The sequence below is a fragment of the Streptomyces africanus genome (assembly GCF_030816955.1).
Taxonomy (GTDB): domain Bacteria; phylum Actinomycetota; class Actinomycetes; order Streptomycetales; family Streptomycetaceae; genus Streptomyces; species Streptomyces africanus.
The window spans coordinates 137,350-155,294 of sequence record NZ_JAUSYP010000001.1; the positions used below are offsets into that span (position 1 = coordinate 137,350).

The 17,945-nt window shown below is 69.1% G+C and carries 16 protein-coding genes; 2 read left to right on the plus strand and 14 right to left on the minus strand.

Annotation, left to right across the window (positions count from 1 at the left end; translation table 11 throughout):
* Positions 1–75: 75 nt before the first annotated feature.
* From QF034_RS00895 to QF034_RS00940, 10 genes are all read right to left on the minus strand, one after another.
* A complete protein-coding gene (locus QF034_RS00895; RefSeq protein WP_307173059.1) occupies positions 76–3,648 on the minus strand; it encodes a glycoside hydrolase family 32 protein in 3,573 nt (1,190 codons plus the stop codon).
* A gap of 84 nt (positions 3,649–3,732) precedes the next feature.
* Complete coding sequence (locus tag QF034_RS00900) at positions 3,733–5,265, minus strand: glycoside hydrolase family 32 protein (RefSeq protein ID WP_307173060.1); 1,533 nt, start codon at positions 5,263–5,265, stop codon at positions 3,733–3,735.
* Positions 5,262–6,305 (minus strand): ATP-binding cassette domain-containing protein, encoded by a 1,044-nt coding sequence (locus QF034_RS00905; protein ID WP_307173061.1) that lies wholly within the window; start codon positions 6,303–6,305, stop codon positions 5,262–5,264. The genes QF034_RS00900 and QF034_RS00905 overlap by 4 nt, the downstream gene beginning before the upstream one ends.
* Complete coding sequence (locus tag QF034_RS00910) at positions 6,302–7,267, minus strand: ABC transporter ATP-binding protein (RefSeq protein ID WP_307173062.1); 966 nt, start codon at positions 7,265–7,267, stop codon at positions 6,302–6,304. The genes QF034_RS00905 and QF034_RS00910 overlap by 4 nt, the downstream gene beginning before the upstream one ends.
* A gap of 3 nt (positions 7,268–7,270) precedes the next feature.
* Positions 7,271–8,191: an ABC transporter permease gene (locus QF034_RS00915; protein WP_307173063.1), complete on the minus strand. Its 921-nt coding sequence runs from the start codon at positions 8,189–8,191 to the stop codon at positions 7,271–7,273.
* A 13-nt stretch (positions 8,192–8,204) separates the two neighbouring features.
* A complete protein-coding gene (locus QF034_RS00920) occupies positions 8,205–9,182 on the minus strand; it encodes an ABC transporter permease (RefSeq protein ID WP_307173064.1) in 978 nt (325 codons plus the stop codon).
* A gap of 94 nt (positions 9,183–9,276) precedes the next feature.
* Positions 9,277–10,959, minus strand: coding sequence for an ABC transporter substrate-binding protein (locus QF034_RS00925; protein WP_307173065.1), 1,683 nt, complete (start codon positions 10,957–10,959; stop codon positions 9,277–9,279).
* Positions 10,960–11,033: 74 nt separating this feature from the next.
* Complete coding sequence (locus QF034_RS00930; protein WP_307173066.1) at positions 11,034–12,056, minus strand: LacI family DNA-binding transcriptional regulator; 1,023 nt, start codon at positions 12,054–12,056, stop codon at positions 11,034–11,036.
* A 308-nt stretch (positions 12,057–12,364) separates the two neighbouring features.
* Positions 12,365–12,511, minus strand: coding sequence for a hypothetical protein (locus QF034_RS00935; RefSeq protein WP_307173067.1), 147 nt, complete (start codon positions 12,509–12,511; stop codon positions 12,365–12,367).
* A 73-nt stretch (positions 12,512–12,584) separates the two neighbouring features.
* Positions 12,585–13,196, minus strand: a complete 612-nt coding sequence (locus QF034_RS00940; protein WP_307173068.1) for a TetR/AcrR family transcriptional regulator — start codon at positions 13,194–13,196, stop codon at positions 12,585–12,587.
* Between the two features lie 183 nt (positions 13,197–13,379).
* Between QF034_RS00940 and QF034_RS00945 the strand changes: the two genes are divergently transcribed.
* Positions 13,380–14,312, plus strand: a complete 933-nt coding sequence (locus QF034_RS00945) for an alpha/beta fold hydrolase (RefSeq protein ID WP_307173069.1) — start codon at positions 13,380–13,382, stop codon at positions 14,310–14,312.
* A 321-nt stretch (positions 14,313–14,633) separates the two neighbouring features.
* Here QF034_RS00945 and QF034_RS00950 read toward each other — a convergent pair whose 3' ends face one another.
* From QF034_RS00950 to QF034_RS00960, 3 genes are all read right to left on the minus strand, one after another.
* Positions 14,634–15,275, minus strand: a complete 642-nt coding sequence (locus QF034_RS00950) for a nucleotidyltransferase domain-containing protein (RefSeq protein WP_307173070.1) — start codon at positions 15,273–15,275, stop codon at positions 14,634–14,636.
* Positions 15,276–15,292: 17 nt separating this feature from the next.
* The gene (locus tag QF034_RS00955; protein WP_307180112.1) at positions 15,293–15,439 is read right to left on the minus strand and encodes a hypothetical protein; all 147 of its coding nucleotides are present in this window, start codon (positions 15,437–15,439) and stop codon (positions 15,293–15,295) included.
* A 526-nt stretch (positions 15,440–15,965) separates the two neighbouring features.
* Positions 15,966–16,418, minus strand: a complete 453-nt coding sequence (locus QF034_RS00960; RefSeq protein ID WP_307173071.1) for an Lrp/AsnC family transcriptional regulator — start codon at positions 16,416–16,418, stop codon at positions 15,966–15,968.
* Positions 16,419–16,555: 137 nt separating this feature from the next.
* On the opposite strand from QF034_RS00960, the gene QF034_RS00965 reads away from it, so the two are divergent.
* Positions 16,556–17,584: a DMT family transporter gene (locus tag QF034_RS00965; protein ID WP_307173072.1), complete on the plus strand. Its 1,029-nt coding sequence runs from the start codon at positions 16,556–16,558 to the stop codon at positions 17,582–17,584.
* On the opposite strand, the gene QF034_RS41390 is transcribed toward QF034_RS00965, so the two are convergent.
* Positions 17,578–17,865, minus strand: a complete 288-nt coding sequence (locus tag QF034_RS41390; RefSeq protein ID WP_370880754.1) for a hypothetical protein — start codon at positions 17,863–17,865, stop codon at positions 17,578–17,580. The two genes, QF034_RS00965 and QF034_RS41390, sit on opposite strands and share 7 nt — an antisense overlap.
* Positions 17,866–17,945: the final 80 nt, after the last annotated feature.

Sequence of the window (17,945 nt, forward strand, 5' to 3'; positions counted from 1 at the left end):
CTGTTGTCGTTCCGATCTTGAGGGTTGTGCGTCGAACGGGAGTCTCGATCGGTTGCTTGTCGGCATGACCGGCGGTCACAGCTCCTTCGCGTACGTGCCCTGGTATGCCGCCCTCCCTCCGAACACGTTGAGGCCGATGTGTCCGCTCGTGTACGTCGTGTCCGTCACGTCGATGATCCGTGTGCCGTTGAGGAACACCTGGATGCGGTCGCCCTCTGTGAGGATGCGGACGGGGTAGGTCGTGCCGCGGCGGAGCAGGGCCGGGACGCGGGCGAGGGCGGCGCTGTCGTCGAAGAAGCCGTTGGCCTTGGCGACCAGGCGGATCATGCGTAGGTCGGGGTCGATGTTGAGGCAGTAGGCATCGGTGCCGTCGGAGGAGGCGCGCCAGAGGAGGGAGAGGGCGCCGCCCGTGTCCGGGTCGGGGCCGCCGAGCCGGACCAGGGTGGTGAGGTCCAAGTCCGTCGCCGTGCGGGCCGAGATCGCGTTGGAGTCCTTGTCGAAGCTTGCGGCGCGGCCCGCGCTCTCCGTCGACCAGCGGCCGGCGGGGGTGATCGTCAACTTGCCGAGGTCCGAGCGGAATTCACCGCCGGTCGGGGCGGCCACCAGCGGCTTCATCCGGTCCACCAGGCGGAAGGTGCTGTCCAGCCTGTGTACCTTGAGAGATTCGACATGTGCGGTGCCGCCCTTGGCGTAGAAGGCCATGCCCTCGGCGTCCGGGCTGGGGAAGATCAGGCTGGTCACGGCGGCCTGTCCGTCCGCGCCGAATGCCTCGACCGATGACGAGTCGACGAACACGCGCAGGGTCACGCGGCCGCCGGTCGTCTTCATCGGCGCGGTGGTGCGGCCCGCGAAGTACTGCGTGAAGTCGCTCAGACCCGATGCCGAGCGGTCCACGAACAGCTCCTGCGCCTCGGCGTCGTATCCGACTGCCGTGTGCTGGTCGTCGTCGGTCCGGAGCCGGAAGCCGATCTCCGTGGCGGTGCCAAGGGTGATCTCGGCCTCGATCTCGTAGGCGATGCCGGTGACGCCCGCGAGCGGGTTCGCGGAGGCGGGGCCGACGGCGAGGTCCTTGCGGGTCGTGGTGGACGTGCGCAGTGTGACCAGCTCCTGGACCGGGCACTGCGCCAGGCGCACCCCGTCGGCGGTGTCCGTGAGGGTCAGTTCTCGGGGGATGCTCAGCTGGCCGTTCCAAGCGCCGGTCGGGGCGCTGAAGGGGTAGTCCCAGTTGCTCATCCAGCCGAGCCAGACGCGGCGGTCGTCGGGCAGGCCGTAGAAGGACATGGCGGCGTAGTAGTCACGGCCGGAGTCGGCGCGCAGGACCGTGCCGGCCTTCTGGTCGGGAGTGAAACCGGTGCCGTTCCACTCACCCGTGAAGTACTGGGCGGCCGAGCCGTTCGTGGCGCGTACGGCGCCGGTGCTCAGGGTGAGGACCCACTTCACCTTGTCCTTGTCGCCGTCGACCGGCAGCGGGAAGAAGTCGGGGCACTCCCAGACGCCGGGCGTTGCCCAGTCGCCGTAGCCGAAGGAGCTCACCTGGGTCCAGGTGAGGAGATCGGTGGAGGTGAAGAAGCGGATGTGGTCGCCGCCGGAGACGACCATCAGCCACTGGTCGTGGGCCTCGTCGCGGATCACCTTCGGGTCGCGGAAGGTCCAGCCGGCGTCGGGGCCCCCCGGGTTCTGCACGGCCGGACTCGAGCCGCCGTGCCATTGCCAGGAGCGGCCCTTGTCCTTGCTGTAGGCGATGCGCACGCCGGCGTTTCCGCCTGGCTTGTCCGGGTGGTAGCTCGTGTAGTACGCGATCAGGCCCGATCCGCCGTCGAAGAGGCCGGAGGTGTCGTCCGCGTCGACGATCGCCGAGCCCGACCAGCAGTTGCCGTACTCGTTCCAGGGCAGGGCGATCGGCAGGGCCTGCCAGTGGACGAGGTCGGTGCTGACCGCGTGCGCCCAGCGGCCCTCGTCCTGGTGGAAGAGGTGGTATTCGCCGTCGTAGTGGACCAGGCCGTTGGGGTCGCTGGTGGAGCCGGTGAGCTGGGAGTAGTGGTACATGGGGCGGTACGGCTCGGTGAAGTAGTCGGCGGTGCCGGTGACCTCGACGTTCTGGAAGTACGACGTCCCGTGTGCGGCCGTGGTGCCGACGGTGGCGCCCGTGGTGCGGGACACGCGAGTTTTCAGCGCCCGTACGCCGTCCACGTACACCTCGATCGTCCTGCCCGTCGCGCGGGCCTCGACGCGATAGGTGCCGCCGGACGCGATGCGCCGGACCGGGCCGGAGGCGGAGGCGAGGCGGGCGCCGGAGGAGTGGTCCAGCAGGACGACGGCGTTGCGGCCGGCTTCCAGCCGGGCTTCGTAGCCGCCGGAGCCGTTCGTGGACGCACGCAGGAGGAGGCCGGCCGAGGATGAGGTGCCGGCGGGTGTGATGTCGGCTCTCGCCACCAGGTCGCCGTCGGTGAAGGGGGCCGTGCGCAGGCCGTTCTCGCCGCGGATGCCGCGCAGGTCGGGGGTCCAGGTGCCGGAGCGGGCCGTCCAGCCCTGGAGACCGGTGGCGAGGTCGGCCGCGGCGATGTTCTCGAAGGACACCGCGCCGGCCGATGCCGTGACGGCGAGTCGGCCCTTCGTGTGGGTGGAGTCCTGGGCGGTGATGACGGGGCTGTAGCCGTCGGGTGAGAGGAAGTTGGTCTGCCAGTGCACGCGCAGTTCGTCGTGTTCGGCTTCGACGCGCAGGCGGTAGACCGTACCGGCCTTGATGGTGGTCGCGTAGGTGCCGAGGGTGACGTTGCCGTCGATGCGGTAGAGCCTCAGCCTGCCCTGGTCCGCGTCTACTTGGACACCGTAGCCGTGGGTGGCCGTGGCGTCGGTGCGCACCAGCAGTGAGGCGATGGCGGAAGCGTCGTGCAGGAGCAGGTCGGCCTGGAGCGCGGTGTCGTACGCCTTGGTCGTGGTGATGGCGCGGGCGGTGGCTCCCTGGGTTGGGGCGGAGCGCCAGCCCAGCGGACTCGGCGTCCAGGTGCCGCCTCTGGTGGTCCAGCCGGTGAGGTTGGTGGTGACCGAGGAGAGGGAGGGCGGGCCGAAGGTGACCGTGCCGTCCTGGGCGAGCAGGCCCACCGAGCCGGTGTCGTGGCGGTGGTCCTCGGTGTGGAGGAGCCGCTTGCCGTCGACATGCACCGTCAGCTCGGGTCCGTCGACTGCCACTTCTAGGTCATAGGGATGTCCGGCCCGCGCACCCGGAAGTGGAGCGGTGGCGAGTGTGTCGCCGCCGGCCAGGTCGTAGAGCCGTATGCGGGAGCGGCCGGGGTCGAGGGCGACCGCGTATCCGGTCGAGCCGTCCAGGGCTGCCCGGAACACCAACGCGCCTACGGCTGAAGAGGATTGGGGCGTGACGCGGGCCGCGTACGTGCCCTTGGCCGCGAGTTGCTGTTCGGACAGGGCGACGGCGGGCCCGCGACGGCCGGCGGCCGCCTTCTGGCCGCCGTCGGAGGTGCGGGTCCAGGTGCCGGTGACGGGGATGGGGTCGGGAATCGGGGTGACGGCGGGGGTCGCTCCGGCGGCGCTCGGGGTGGCGGCCTGTGCTGCGGGGAGGATGCCTCCGAGAGGCAGCAGGGTGGCGGCGGTTCCTCCGGCGAGCAGGAGGGTACGGCGGGACACGCTCATGGCAGCTCCTGAGGAGAGCAGGGGACGGTGGGCCACCGCCCGGGGTGACGTCCACCCCGCGGGCCGTGGTCGTGTGTAAGACCGTCACGGCCACAGCGGCCGGGGTCCGTCGGTGAAGGCCGACGCCATCTGCCAGGCGTCGAACCGTTCCAGGGCCGCGTCGCCGTCGGCACCGATACCGACGCCCACGGCCTCGTCCGGGCGGGTGGGGTAGATGCGGGCGGTCAGGGCACGCCCGTTGGCGAAGATCTCCAGTGCGGAGTGGTCGACGAGGACGCGCAGGTCGACCCGGCCGTCGGGGACCAACGGCAGTGCGCCATGCCGGAGTTCGGTGTCGACCGTCGGGTCGAGGCTGCTGGTCTCGCGGCGCAGGCGGAGCGTGCCGCTCGCTCCGTCGGGCGCCCTGCTCACCTCCACGACCGTGCGTTCCGCGCCGTCCGGTGTCTCGCGGAGCACGAGCCGGGCGGTCGCTCCGGGAGCGAGACGCAGGGTGGTCTCGATGTCCAGCTGGTCCCCGCGCACGGCGGGCAGCGGGGTGTACGGGTCGGCCAGCCGGCCCGGAGCCACCTCTACGCGCTCCCGCCGCAGCCCGGTCAGCTCCGGCACCGGGGTCTGGTGCAGGCCGCCGTCGGTGGCGAGCGTGACGGCCCTCGGCAGGGACATCACGCCGCACCAGCCGGCCTGCGCGTTCGCCTCGTCCGTCCGGCCTTCTTGGAGCCAGCCGAACATGATGCGGCGGCCGTGCTCGTCGCGGGTGGACTGGGGGGCGTAGAAGTAGCGGCCGCCGTAGTCGAGTCGGTGGAGGGCAGTCGGGTTGAAGGTGTCGCCCTGGTAGCGGCCGGTCCAGTACAGGGGGTGGTGGGTGGTGCCCTCATCCCAGGCGGAGAAGACCAGCACGTCGGTGCTGCCGACCTCCTCGTCCTCGCCGAGCCGGAAGAGGTCGACGCACTCCCACATCGTGCCGGTCCAGTCGAGTTCGCCCCGATTCTGCGAGGCGTCGCCGGTCAGCAGGGGGCCGACGTAGCGCCAGCTGCGCAGGTCGTCGGATTCGTACAGAAAAGCCGTTCCGCCGACGCCCCGGATTCCGGAGCCCACCAACTGGCGCCACACCTCGCCCTCCCGCCAGACGCAGTGGTCGCGGAAGGCCGTGATGTCGATGCCCTCGGGCGGGGCGGTGATGACCGGGTTGGCCGGGTCCTTGGTCCAGTACCTCAGATCCGCCGATCCCCTGGCCACGCACGGGAGTTCATGCTCGCCGTGCCTGCCCGAATAGACGAGCGTGGGCACTCCCCCGTCGTCGACGAGGACGCCGGACCAGCAGCCGTCGCGGTCGGGGCCGGTGGTGCCGGGGACGAGGGCGACCGGTTCGTCGGTCCAGTGGACGAGGTCGGGGCTGGTGGCGTGGCCCCAGTGGATGCGGTGGTGGGCGGCGGCGAGCGGGTTGTACTGGTAGAAGAGGTGGTAGACGCCGTTCCAGTGACTCAGCCCGTTGGGGTCGTTGAGCCAGCCGCCGGGCGAGGTGAAGTGGAAGCGGGGGCGGTGGGGGTCGCGCAGGGCGCGTTCGGCCAGCCCCTCGGCGGTGTGGCTGCCGGAGGGGAGGGTGAGGTCGTGGGTCATGCGGCGGTGGTCTCCGCTTTCTCGGTGGCGTCGGTGGCCTCGTCGTCCGGCCGGTCGGTGGCCTTGAGGACGCGGCGGGCGATGTCGGAGGCGGGTGCGCGCAGGTGGCAGCGCACCCAGTGGGGCTGTCCGTCGTCTTCGCCGACGATGTGGCGGACGGGTTCGGTGTGGCTGCACGTGCCGTCGTCGCCGTAGGGGCAGGACGTGGGGTTGAGGATCGCCTCGCGGAGCCTGGCGCGCTCGACGGGGTCGTAGCTGCCGGCCCGTTCGGGGTCGGGTACGGCGGACAGCAGCAGGCGGGTGTAGGGGTGGGCGGGGGCGTCCATGACGGCCAGTGCGTCGCCGCCCTCGACGAGTTCGCCGGCGAACATGACCATCGTGGTGTCCGCGAGGTAGCGGGCGGAGCCCAGGTCGTGGGTGATGTAGAGCATGGCGATGTTCCGCTCTTCGCGCAGGCGCCGCATCAGGTTGAGCACGCCGACGCGCACGGAGACGTCCAGCATCGACGTCGGTTCGTCGGCCAGGATGAGGCGCGGCTCCACCGCCAGCGCGCGAGCGATGGAGACGCGCTGACGCTGGCCGCCGGAGAGTTCGTGCGGGTAGGACTGGAGCATGTCCTCGGTCAGGCCGACCGTCGCCATCAGGTCGCGGAGGGCCTCGCCGGTGGCGGGGTGGCCGTGCAGGACGAGGGCCCGGGTGAGGAAGTGCTCGATGCGGTGGACGGGGTTGAGTGAGCCGAAGGGGTCCTGGAAGACCATCTGGACCTTGCGGCGGTACGCCCGTGACGCCCGGCGCCGCTCGGTGCGCAGGATGTCCTCGCCGTCCAGCAACACCTCGCCTGACGTGGGCTGTTCGAGGCGGGCGAGGCAGCGGGCGATGGTCGACTTGCCACTGCCGGACTCGCCGACCAGGGCGGTGATCCGGCCGGCCCGGAGGTCGAAGGACGCGTCGCCGACGGCACGGACACGGCGCCGTGAGAAGACGGTACCGACCTGGAAGTCCTTGGTCAGGCCGCGTACGGACAGCAGGGGTTCGGTCATCGGGAGGCTCCTTCCGGACTGCGGGCCGCACTGCGGGCCACCCAGCGGCCGGGGGCGATCTCGCGCAGGTCGGGGATGTTCATGGAGCAGTCCGAGCGGTCCTCGGGACAGCGGACGTGGAAGCCGCAGCTGTCGGCGGTGCGCGGAGCGTCGAAGAGGCCGGTGAGCTCTTGGCGCGGGCCGGTCAGCGGCGGGAAGGCGTTCATCAGCGCCTCGGTGTAGGGGTGGAGCGGCCCCGCGAACAGGTCCTTGGCATCGGCGAGTTCGACGATCCGTCCGCCGTACATCACGCCCATGCGGTCCGACAGCTCGACCATCAGGGACATGTCGTGGGTGATGAAGAGGACGGAGAAGCCCAGCTCCCGCTGGAGGTCGCGGATCTGCGCCATGATCTCCTGCTGCACGACCACGTCGAGCGCGGTGGTCGGCTCGTCCATGATCAGCAGCCTTGGCTTCAGGGCCACGGCCATAGCGATGACCACGCGCTGGCGCATACCGCCGGACAGCTGGTGCGGGTACGCCTTCAGCCTTCCCGGGTCGATGCCGACCAGCTCCAGCAGCTCGCCGGCCCGCTCCCGCGCGACCCGCTTCTTCATCTTCTCGTGGGTGGTGAAGATGTCGACGATCTGCTCGCCGACGGTCAGGACGGGGTTGAGCGAGTTCATCGCCGACTGGAAGACCATGGCGATCTCCCGCCACCGGAAGGCGCGCAGCTCCCGTGCGTCCAGGGCGAGGACGTCCCTGCCCTGGAAGCGGATGCTGCCCGCAGTGATGTCCGCCGGGGGCTTCAGCAGCCGCATCACCGCGTTGGCGATGGTCGACTTGCCGCAGCCGGACTCTCCGGCGAGGCCGAAGATCTCTCCGGCGCCGATGGAGAAGGAGACGTCGTCGGCGCCCACGACTGATCGTCCGTCGCTGCGGTATTCGACGCGCAGGCCGTTCACCTCAAGTACGGGTTCCATGGCTCAGCCCCTCCTCTCACGGCGGGCACGGCGGTTGCGCAGCCTCGGGTTGGTGATCTCGTCGACCGCGTAGTTGACCAGCGCGAGCGCGAAGGCGACGAGGGCGATGCACAGTCCGGAGGGGACGAAGGCCCACCACGCTCCGGTCATCAGCGCGCCGTCGTTGCTGGCCCAGTACAGGTTGGTGCCCCAGCTGACGACGCTGCTGTCGCCGAGGCCGAGAAACTCCAGGCCGGCCTGGGCGCCGATGCCGAAGATCACGCAGCCGAGAAGCGTGGTCATCACGACGGACGCCATGTTGGGCAGGATCTCGCGGAACATGATCCGCAAGGGTCGTTCTCCGGTGACGACGGCGGCGGCCACGAAGTCCTTGCCGCGGATCGACTTGGCCTGCGCGCGCAGGACCCGGGCCGAGCCCGCCCAGCCGGTGACGACGAGGACCAGGATCACGGTGGAGGTACCGGGCGGCAGGAACGCGGCCAGGATGATGAGCAGCGGGAGGCCGGGCAGTAGCAGGAAGATGTTGGTGACCAGGGTCAGCGCGTCGTCGACGACGCGGCCGAAGTACGCGGCCGCGAGACCGACGACGATGGCGACCGCGGTCGCCACGAGCCCCACGGTGAACCCGACGAAGAGGGAACTGCGCGCACCCCACAGAGTGAGGGCGAGCACGTCTTGTCCCTTGGCGGTCGTACCGAGCCAGTGCGCGGCCGAGGGAGCCTGGCTGCCCGTGGAGTTGATGAGCGACGGGTCGCCCGGTGCCAGGACGGGCGCGAGCAGGGCCAGCAGCGCGAAGAGAGCGAGCAGGATCAGCCCGGTCAACGCCTTCTTGCTGTCGATGAGCTGGCGCAGCAGTCCGCGCCGGCGGGAAGGGCGCGCGGGGGCTGTCGGCGTGGTGGCCGTCGCGATTTCTATGGCGGTCATGTCGGCAGCCTCCTCAGCGGACGCGGACGCGCGGGTCGAGGCGGACGTAGACGAGGTCGACGAGGAAGTTCGCGAGCAGCACCGCCGCCGTGATGGTCAGGAAGATGCCCTGCATCAGCGGGTAGTCCAGGCCCTGGACGGCCATCAGCAGCTGGTAGCCGATGCCGGGGTAGGCGAACACGACCTCGGTGAGCAGGGCACCGCCGACGACGAAGCCGAGTGCCATGCCGAAGTTGGTGACGGACGGCAGCAGCGCGTTGCGGGCGGCGTAGCGGAACATGATCCGCGACGGGCTGAGCCCCTTCGCCTCGGCCATGGTGATGTAGTCCTCGGCCGCCGTGGCGATCATGGTGTTGCGCATGCCGAGCATCCAGCCGCCGATGGAGACCAGCACGATGGTCAGCGCGGGCAGCACCAGGTGGGTGGCGACGTTCGAGAGGAACTCGCCGTTGAAGCCGGGGGTCAGACCGACGTCGTAGGCGTGCCGCATGGGGAACCAGCCGAGGCTCACCCCGAACAGGTACAGCGCGCCCATGGCCAGCCAGAAGTAGGGGAACGAGCCGACGAAGATCAGCAGGGGCGGGAAGGCGGAGTCGAGGACTCCGCCGCGCCGCCAGGCGGCGACGATGCCGAGCAGGTTGCCGAGGACGGCGGCGATGACGAGCGCGATGCCGCCGAGGAGCAGGGTCCAGCCGATCTGCGAGCCGATCACGTCGGAGACCGGGGTGGGGAAGCGGCTGATGGAGATGCCGAGGTCGCCGGTGAAGACGCTCTTGACGTAGGAGACGTACTGCTCCCAGAGGGGGCGGTTGTCCAGGCCGAAGAGTTTCCGCAGCTGGGCTATCTGGTCGGGCTGCATGGTGCCCTGGGCCTGCGCGAACATGCGCGAGACCGGGTCGCCCGGCATGAAGCGCGGGAGAACGAAGTTCAGGGTGATGGAGGCCCAGAAGGCGAGCAGATAGAACCCCAGGTTGCGCAGGATCAGACGCACGGGTCGTGCTCCCTGTCAGTGGGGGGTGAACGTGTGGCTCGGTGCGCGGGGGCGGCCGTCCGGGGAGGAGGGCGGCCGCCGGTCCGCGGGGGCGTCAGCCCTTGACGGGCTTGAGCGAGGTGAGCACGAGGATCGTGCTGCCGTTGCGGTTGCCGAGGGTGGCGTACGGGTTCTTCTCGGTGGGCCAGCCGGTGAAGCGGGCGTCCGTGTACGCGCCCCACTCGGGGCCGGTGAACAGCGGGACGACGGGCGCGTCCTCGTTGTACAGCTCCTGCAGGCCGTTCATCTGCTCGCGCTGTGTCTTGTCGTCCGCTGCGGCGGCGAAGGCGTCGATGAGCTTGTCGGCCTTCTTGTCGCCGAAGCGGTGGTAGTTCTCCGTGGCCTGCTTGCCGACCGGCTGCACCATCTTGGTCGACATCACGCCGCGGAAGTACTCGTACGGGGTGGCGCCGTTGTTGCTCCAGACAATGCCGGTGTCGAAGGTGCCGGTGTTGTACGACGACTGGACGGCCGACCAGTCGGGTGTCTTCACGGTGGCGGTGATGCCGACCTTCGCCAGGTCCTGCTTGATGATGTTGGCGACCGAGATCCAGTCGGAGGAGGCGGAGCCGACGGAGATGTCGAGGGTGAAGTTCTTGCCGTTCTTCAGCTTCCGCTTGCCGCCGCTCTCCTTGTAGCCGGCCGCGTCGAGGGCCTTGGCCGCCGCGTCGGTGTCGTACTTCGTCCAGGTGCAGGAGGCGGCCAGCGACGTGTCGCGCCACTTGTCGTAGGTGCGGGCCAGGCCGGTGCAGTCGGCGGGTTCGGCGTAGCCGTTCATGGCGACCTTGGTGATCTGGTCGCGGTCGACGGCCATGCTGAGCGCCTTGCGCACGGCCGGGTCGTTGAAGGGGGCCTTGGTGGTGTTCAGCTGCCAGTTGATCATGGCGCCGGTGGCCGGGAACCAGTAGTGGTTGTGCTTCTTGTCCTTGGCGACGAAGGACTTCTCGATGTCCGGGATGAACGACTGCGTCCAGTCCACCTCGCCGCTGGTGAAGGCGATGTTGGCGCTGTCGTTTCCGGAGAAGGCGAGCATCTGGATGCCGGCGATTCGCTGCTTGGCCGGCTGCCAGTAGTCGGGGTTCTTGCGCAGCTCGTAGGACTGGCTCTGGAACTTCTCGATCTTGGTGTACGGGCCGGTGCCGACCGGGTTCGGGTTGGTGAACTTCGCCGGGTCCTTCACCTTGGACCAGATGTGCTTCGGCAGGATGTAGTGGCCGCTGATCTCGTAGAAGGCGGGTGAGAACGCCTTGTTGAAGGAGAACTTCACCGTGTGGGCGTCGACCGCGGTGACCTTGTCCAGGTAGTCGAAGCCACCCAGCACCTTCTTCTGGAGCTCGAAGGTGTAGACGACGTCGTCGGCGGTGAGCGCCTGGCCGTCCGACCACTTGACGCCGTCGCGCAGCGTGAAGGTGAGGGACTTGCCGTCCTTGGCCTGCTCCCACTTGGTGGCCAGCCAGGGCGTGTCCTTGGCGTCCGCCATGCTGTGCACCGCCAGCGGCTCGTAGATCGCCTGGAGGGTCATGGGGGCGGCCTGCGGGGAGAGCGGGTTGAAATTGCGCGTGAACGTCGCCAGATCCTCGCGCGGGATCGTGAGCAGCTGGTTGCCGGAGGTGTCACCGGTGCCGGAGGCGCCCGAGCCACCCGTACAGGCGGACAGGACCAGGGCCGCGGCGGCGGTCGCGGTGACCGCTCTCAGGACGGCTCGGGGCCGCCGTGAAGGTATGCGGGAGGATGCCATAATGGAGACTCTTTTCCTCTCTTCAACACACAGGGCGAAGACGGGATGGGATTCCTCGGCGGACTGATTAGCGGTCAGACCGACGAGCGTTCGAGCAGCGGGCAGTCGATCGTCACCTGAGGGGTGTCGAGCGGCTGCCCCGCTGCGAGAGCGGCGAGCATGTCGATGCCCTTGGTGCCCATGGCCTCGAAAGGCAGGGCGAGCGTCGTCAGCTTCGGCCGCAGATAGGCGGCGATGAGTTCCTGGTTGTCGAACCCCACCACGGCCACGTCGTGCGGGATGCGCAGCCCCCGTTCCTTGATCGCGTCGTACGCGCCCATCGCCATCCGGTCGTTTCCGCAGAACAGCGCGGTCGGCCGGTCGCCGGCCGGGCGGTCCAGCAGTTCGCAGGCGGCGGTGTAGGCGCTGTCGGCGGTCGCCCAGCCGGGGACGACGAGGGAGGGGTCGGGGGTGATCCCGGCCTCGCGCAGGGCACGTTCGTACCCTTCGCGCCTGCCGATGGCGGCCGGGATCGCCGGGTCGAGGTTGATGAACCCGATGCGGGTGTGACCGGCGTCCAGGAGCCGGCGGGTCGCCTTGTATCCGCCCGACACCTCGTCGGGCAGGATGCACGGCAGCTCCCCGTCCGCGTCGTAGCAGTTGACGAGCACCGTCGGCACCTCGCGGGCGGCCTTGGGGAGCGTGACGGCGCGGTGCCAGGTCGTGGCGTACAGCAGCCCTTCCACCCGGTGCTCCAGCATCTGGTCGAGCGCGGCGGCCTCTTGGGCGGGGTCGCCCTCGCTCGCGGCGATCAGCAGGAACCTCCGGTCACCCCAGGCGCGGCTCTGCGCGCCCGTGATCACCTCGCCCGCGAACGGGCCGGTCACGATCTCGGTGATCAGCCCGAACCACCCGCTGCGGTTCGCGGCCAGCGCTCGCGCCCCGGCGTTGGGCCGGTAGCCGAGCTCGTCGATCGCCTCCAGGATCCGCCGACGGGTCTCCTCGGGGATGGCGGCGCCGGGCTTGTCGTTGAGGACGAAGGAGACCGTGGTCCGCGAGACACCCGCATGGCGGGCCACATCGCTCATGGTCACGCGATGCGTCTTGTTCGTGGCCACTGCCAGTCCCTTTCGGCCAGCCGGAGGCGAGACAACGCCTCCGGTTTCGCGCTTTAATAACGCGCGTTACTTCCTTGTGGCAGGGAAGTTACGTCCGCCTTGAACGGCATGTCAATACCTGTGCAAGGGCTGCATCAAGCCACCAGCCCGGTGCCCTTCCCCGGTACGGACGCGGGACGACCCGCCCCGGCCGGAGACACGTGAAGGCGGCAGCCCACACCCTTCTTGAGAGAGGCAGACAGCGATCATGGCCCGACCCGGGTTCCCCAGGAGCGTCACCGTCCTCGGCGAGTGCGTCGCCGACGCCTTCACCGACCCGGCCAGTCCGGCCCCAGCGAACTCACGCTGCGCGCCCTGCCCGGCGGCGGACCCTCGATGCCGCGCTGGAGTTCCTCCTCGCGCCGCTCTGCGTCCGCGATCTGCTGCCGCACCCCTCCAGGGAGAGGATCAGCCACGTCTGCATTCTGTGGAATCAACCTTGTCAAGGCTGCATGGAGTTAGGCAGCGTCCTGGCGGAGTCGGCGCCCGTCAGCTTTGGGTGACATCCTCGAATGCCGCCCGGGAGAGGGTGTCCGCCACCGTCGTGCAGGCGAGCCGGGCCACGGAGCGCAGCTCGGCATCCGAGGCGCCGGCCCGGCTCAGTACGGCCAGCGACTGGTTGACAGCGACGACAAACGTGGCGAGCTCGCCGAGTGTTCGGCTGTCGGCCGAGGAGTCCGCCAGTGCCGCACGTACCCGTTGGCGCTGTGTGTCGAGCAGGCCACGCACCTGCGCGCTGTTCTCCTCCTTCAGCGTCAGTGACTGCGCGGCGGACTGGGCGATGAGGCACCCCACGGGGACCGACGGGTCGGCGATACGGCCCAGGATGACGTCGAAGAACGCCTCGACCGCGCGCACCGGATCACCGGGATGCGCCGCGAGCGCCTGCTCGTACTGTGCGCCGTAGATCGACGAGTAGCGGTCGAGGCACTTGCCGAAGAGCGCGTCCTTGTTGCCGAAGGCGCCGTAGAGGGAGCCGCGGCCGAGGCCGGTGGCCGAACCGAGGGCATCGAGTGAGGCGTCCGCGTACCCGCGCTGCCAGAACACCCGCATGGCCTGGTCCAGCGCCGCACTGATATCGAACTGCTTTCGGCCGGACACGGCGTGCACCTCCTCCTTCACGTCCCTGTCACGTCTCTGCTGTGAGCCTACTCGCATCTTGGATCGATCGGTCGCATCATCTTTGACCGATCGATCCAAGATGGTTAGCGTGAAGATCCTGTCGCGGGTTTCGCCTCGGCCGACACACCGAACCAGCACCCCCAACACCGATGGAGGAAAACCATGACTCACCCTGCAATCACCGCCAGGGTCTCCGACAACCCTGTCCGCGACCTGCCACTGCGCGACCTGGCCGGCTTCACCCACTGCTGGGTCGACGCGGGCGGCATCCGACTTCATGCGGTTGAGGGCGGTCAGCCGAACGGCCCAGCCGTCGTACTGCTCGCTGGATTCCCGCAGACCTGGTGGGCATGGCGACAGGTGATGCCCCGCCTGGCCGATCGATTCCACGTCATCGCGATCGACCTGCCAGGGCAGGGGCACTCCGAACGCCCGGACGCCAGCTATGACACGCACACGGTCGCCGCGTACGTCCACGCCACGGTGAAAGCGCTCGGAGTTTCGACATATTGGCTGGTCGCCCACGACATCGGAGCGTGGGTCGCTTTCTCCCTCGCCTTGAAGTACGAGAGCCGGCTGCGTGGCGTCGCGCTGCTCGACGCCGGAATCCCGGGCATCACACTCCCCGACGCCATCCCGACCGACCCCGAGGTGGCGTGGAAGACTTGGCACTTCGCCTTCCATCTCGTGCCCGACCTGCCCGAGACACTGCTCTCAGGCCGCGAACGCGAGTACGTCGGCTGGTTCCTGAAGGTCAAGACCTTCTCCCCCGACACCTTCGACGACGCCGAGATCGAGCAGTACGCCGCGGCCATCGCCGCTGACGGCGGACTCCGCGCCTGCCTGGCCTACTATCGAGACGCCGCTGAATCGGCGCGAAAGAACCACAAGGCCCTTGAACGACAACACCTGAGGGTGCCGGTTCTCGGGATTGCCAGCAGCCACGGCTCCATCCCAGACATGGCAGCTTCCCTCAAGCCGTGGGCCGACAACACCACCGGGATTGTTGTGCCGGACGCAGGACACTTCATCCCGGACGAACAGCCTGACGCCGTCGCTACCGCTCTAGCCGACTTCATCGCTGAAGGCGACTGAACGCCCACCGCGCGGCTGGCGTAACCGACTGCGCCCACCGCCTGCGGAACGCGCGGCCGGTTGAGCCTGCCAGGCGCTGGAGCCATTCGCGCAGCAGAGCCGTCTCCGTGTCTCGCAGAGGCATCCGGGCGCCCGCAGCCGGGGGCCGGGTGGTGAATGCGACCAGGTCGTCGCTCGCACAGCGACGCGAAAGTACGCGGCCCGGCTCGCAAAGACGCCATCACATCGATCGGTGGGCCCTGAAGGGAATCATCACGACCGCCACCGCCCAGCACTCAGTGCACACAGCTCGTCCGTGGCGTTCCCCATGCAGAGCCTGCTTCACTGCCTCGCCAATTTCGCCAGCCATGGATGTCCGGGATGTACGCGCGTTAGCCACCCGCTGAGAACATCGCGCCGCGCCTGGCTCAGCAACGGCAGAACCCCGTCGAAGTCCGCCTGATCCTTGGGTCGTGACGCCTTCGCTTTGAAAAGCAGCACCAGCTCCGGCACCAGATACGGGATGCCGTCTGCAGTCCACTCGATAATCGCGTCGTACGGCAACCGCAGGCTCTCGTCCCGCCGACAGATCCACGTCCCACCCTCATGCGGCTCGCGGAAGACATCGAACAGGAACTGACCGCTCACCGGATCCCGCAGCCAGGTCTGGTGCGTGGCCGCGAGCACCTCAGCTCCTGCCCTCACCCAGACCCGTCCCGAGCCCACCGCGTCAAACACGTACTGGGGGAAGCGGTCCCGAACCTCCGTGAACCCCGCCGCGGGCACCGCGATCTCCAGATCACCGTGGGGCCGCGTCTGGCCTCCGCGGAACAGATCCAGCGCCCACCCTGCCGCGACGCACCAGGGCGCACTGACACCAGCCAACCGCTCCGCAACCTGTTCCGGCCGCCAGGCATTCGCCCACCGAGCATCCAGTTCGTCCGCATCAAGGACAGCCCCGCCGGGCGGCACAGCATCGGTCATCGGACCAAACTACTGCCTCAACTGGGTAGTTCAGAGAAGAGCAGCAATGCGTCCAGCCGGCCGCCGACGAGTTCGGCGTAGCGCCGTCCCGGCTTCGGGCCCGGGTGGTCGGGGTCGGTGCCGTAGATCCGGCCGCGCGGCAGCTGCTCATCGTCGCTGTCCATGCCCCTCAGCCTCGCAGCCGCCACCGACAACGAGGGCTTGCCCCGGTGCCCCTGGGCACCTCCCTCCCCCGCTGCCGGGAGGCTCGGGTCAGAAGCTGTGTTCCGTGCCCCGTACGCTCGTCCGTCGACAGGCCGACGTAGACGGAGAGAGCGCATGGCAACGGGTAGGGACATACGCGGGCTCGCGGCAGGAGCCGACCGAGCGGCCCAGCCGGCCGAGAACGCCCCTTCCCGACGCCCGCGCCGTAAGGGCCCGATTTGCTGGATCTGTTCAACAGCGCGTCCGTAGCGGCCTCGGTGGCCCTGATGTGGTTCGCGCCGGTGGTGCCCCTGCCGGCCTTCCTGCGCGGCCCGGCCTTTGTGCTTGTCATGGACGCTGCCGGAGCCGATGCTCAGCTCCCCCGTGCCCGATCCCGATCTGCGGCCCGGCTGGGCCGCAGAACCTAAGTGGGGCGGGTTCCGGGCTCTGGTCTCCGTCGACCGCACCGCGGGCGGTGGCCCGCCGCGAGCGGGGGCCGCGCCGGTGTCACGCCGGACCGATGACCTTCTTGCGCATGTGCCCATAAACCACCGACGTCCGTACGTCGGCGAGTTCCGGGCGCTTCGCCAGCTTCTCCAGGACCACTGCGTGCAGATGGTCGGTGTCCCGGACGGCGACGTGCACGAGGAAGTCGTCGTTCCCGGTGAGGACGAAGATCGAGATGACCTCGGGCATCCCCTCCAAGAAGCTCTGGAAGGCCTCGATCACAGCACGTGTCGGCGGGCGGACGCGTACGGCGATCACCGCCTGCAACCCGCGGCCGATCGCCGCGAGGTCTGCCTCCGCATGAAATCCCGTCAGGATGCCGCTCCTGCGCAGCGACCGGATTCGCTCCAGACACGTGGACGGGGCGATGCCGAGTTCATGGGCCATGTCCCGGTTGGTGCGCCGACCGTCCTCCTGGAGCATCCGCACCAACGCCGAATCTAGTTCGTCCACGCTTGCCTCACTCCGCCGGATTCCGAAGGTAATTCGGACTCTTCGCATCACCTTCGATGATCTAGTTAACCTCCAGCCTAGTTGACCGATGTTTGTTCGGTCACCGCGCGATGGGCGGCAGAGAGGGGCGACTTGCTATGCGCGAACGAGGACCCACGGTGTGGGCGGTGTGTGCGGTCATGGCGGCCGCGCTGTTCTGGAGCAGTTCGTACGCGGTGACCAAGCAGGTGCTGGAGGATGTCGGCCCGCTCAGTATCGGCGCCATCAGGTTCACCCTCGCGGCGTTACTTCTGGGCGTGATGGTACGGCTGAGCAGGCACCGCCCGGCCCGTCCGGACCCCCGGCAGCGGCGGCAGCTCTACCTGAGCGGGTTCCTCGGCATCACCGTGTACTTCATCCTCGAGAACGTCGGCGTCGACCTGTCCACGGCGTCCGACGCGTCGCTGATCGTGGCCACGTACCCGCTGATGACGATGCTGGTGGAACTGGTCGTCTTGCGCACCCGGATGCCGCTGCCGCGTGTGACGGGCGTGTTGCTGGCCACCGTCGGCGCCTTCCTCGTCGTGCGCAACGGGGCCGAGGTCGGCGGCAGTTCGCGCTGGCTGGGGGACATCCTGCTGCTGCTCGGCGGGCTGGCCTGGGCCGGCTACAACGTGCTCGGCAAGCGCGCGAGCGCCGGCCAGGACGCCGCGAGCGTCACTTACTACCAGACCCTGGCGGGCGCGGCCGGCTTCCTGCTCGCGTCCCTGCTGGAGGCCGACGACTGGCGGATGCCGGGCGCGACCGCCTCATCACTGCTGGTCTACCTGGCCGTGGCATGCTCGGTCGGCGGCTTCCTGCTCTACAACTACGGCCTGCGCAGGATGGCGTCGAGCGTCGCGGTCAACATCCTCAACCTGGTACCGGTCTTCGGCGTCATCGGCGCCGTCGTGATCAACGGGGAGTCGATCCGGCTCGCCCAGGTGACGGGCGGCATGATCATCATCGTCGGGGTGGCGCTGGGCATGATCGAGCGGGGACAGGAGGCCACGGCGAATCCGGGCGCGAGGGGAAGCGAGCCTTCCGGGACTGCGACCGCTCGGACTACGGCAGAGGAGGGGCCCGTGCCGGACGAGCCCGAAGCGGCTGTACCGACCGCGCGTGCAGTGATCGACGGGGCTCAGTAGCCGCCAGGGGTGTCGCTGGTGCGCCCCACGTCGACGCTGGTGACTTCGTCATCATCATCAACGCGGACAAGGTGCACCTCCCGCAGCGGCCAATCAGGGATCCCAGTCCCGAACAGCGCATCCTCGTAATACTGCCCCTCCACCAGTTGGACGGCGGTGGGGAAGCCGCGGAGTACCGGGTGTGGGGGCGCGCGCCGGAGCACGTGCGTCCCGTCGACGGCGTCGACTACGACCAAGTCGTCACCGAGCACCTGAAACCGCCGCAGCAGTCGGTCGTCCACGAGGGCTCGAGGAGTGCCGGCCTTCGGGATGGGTGCTCCAGAAGCTGGGTGACGGTCGCGGCCCGTCCGGCGGGGTGCTG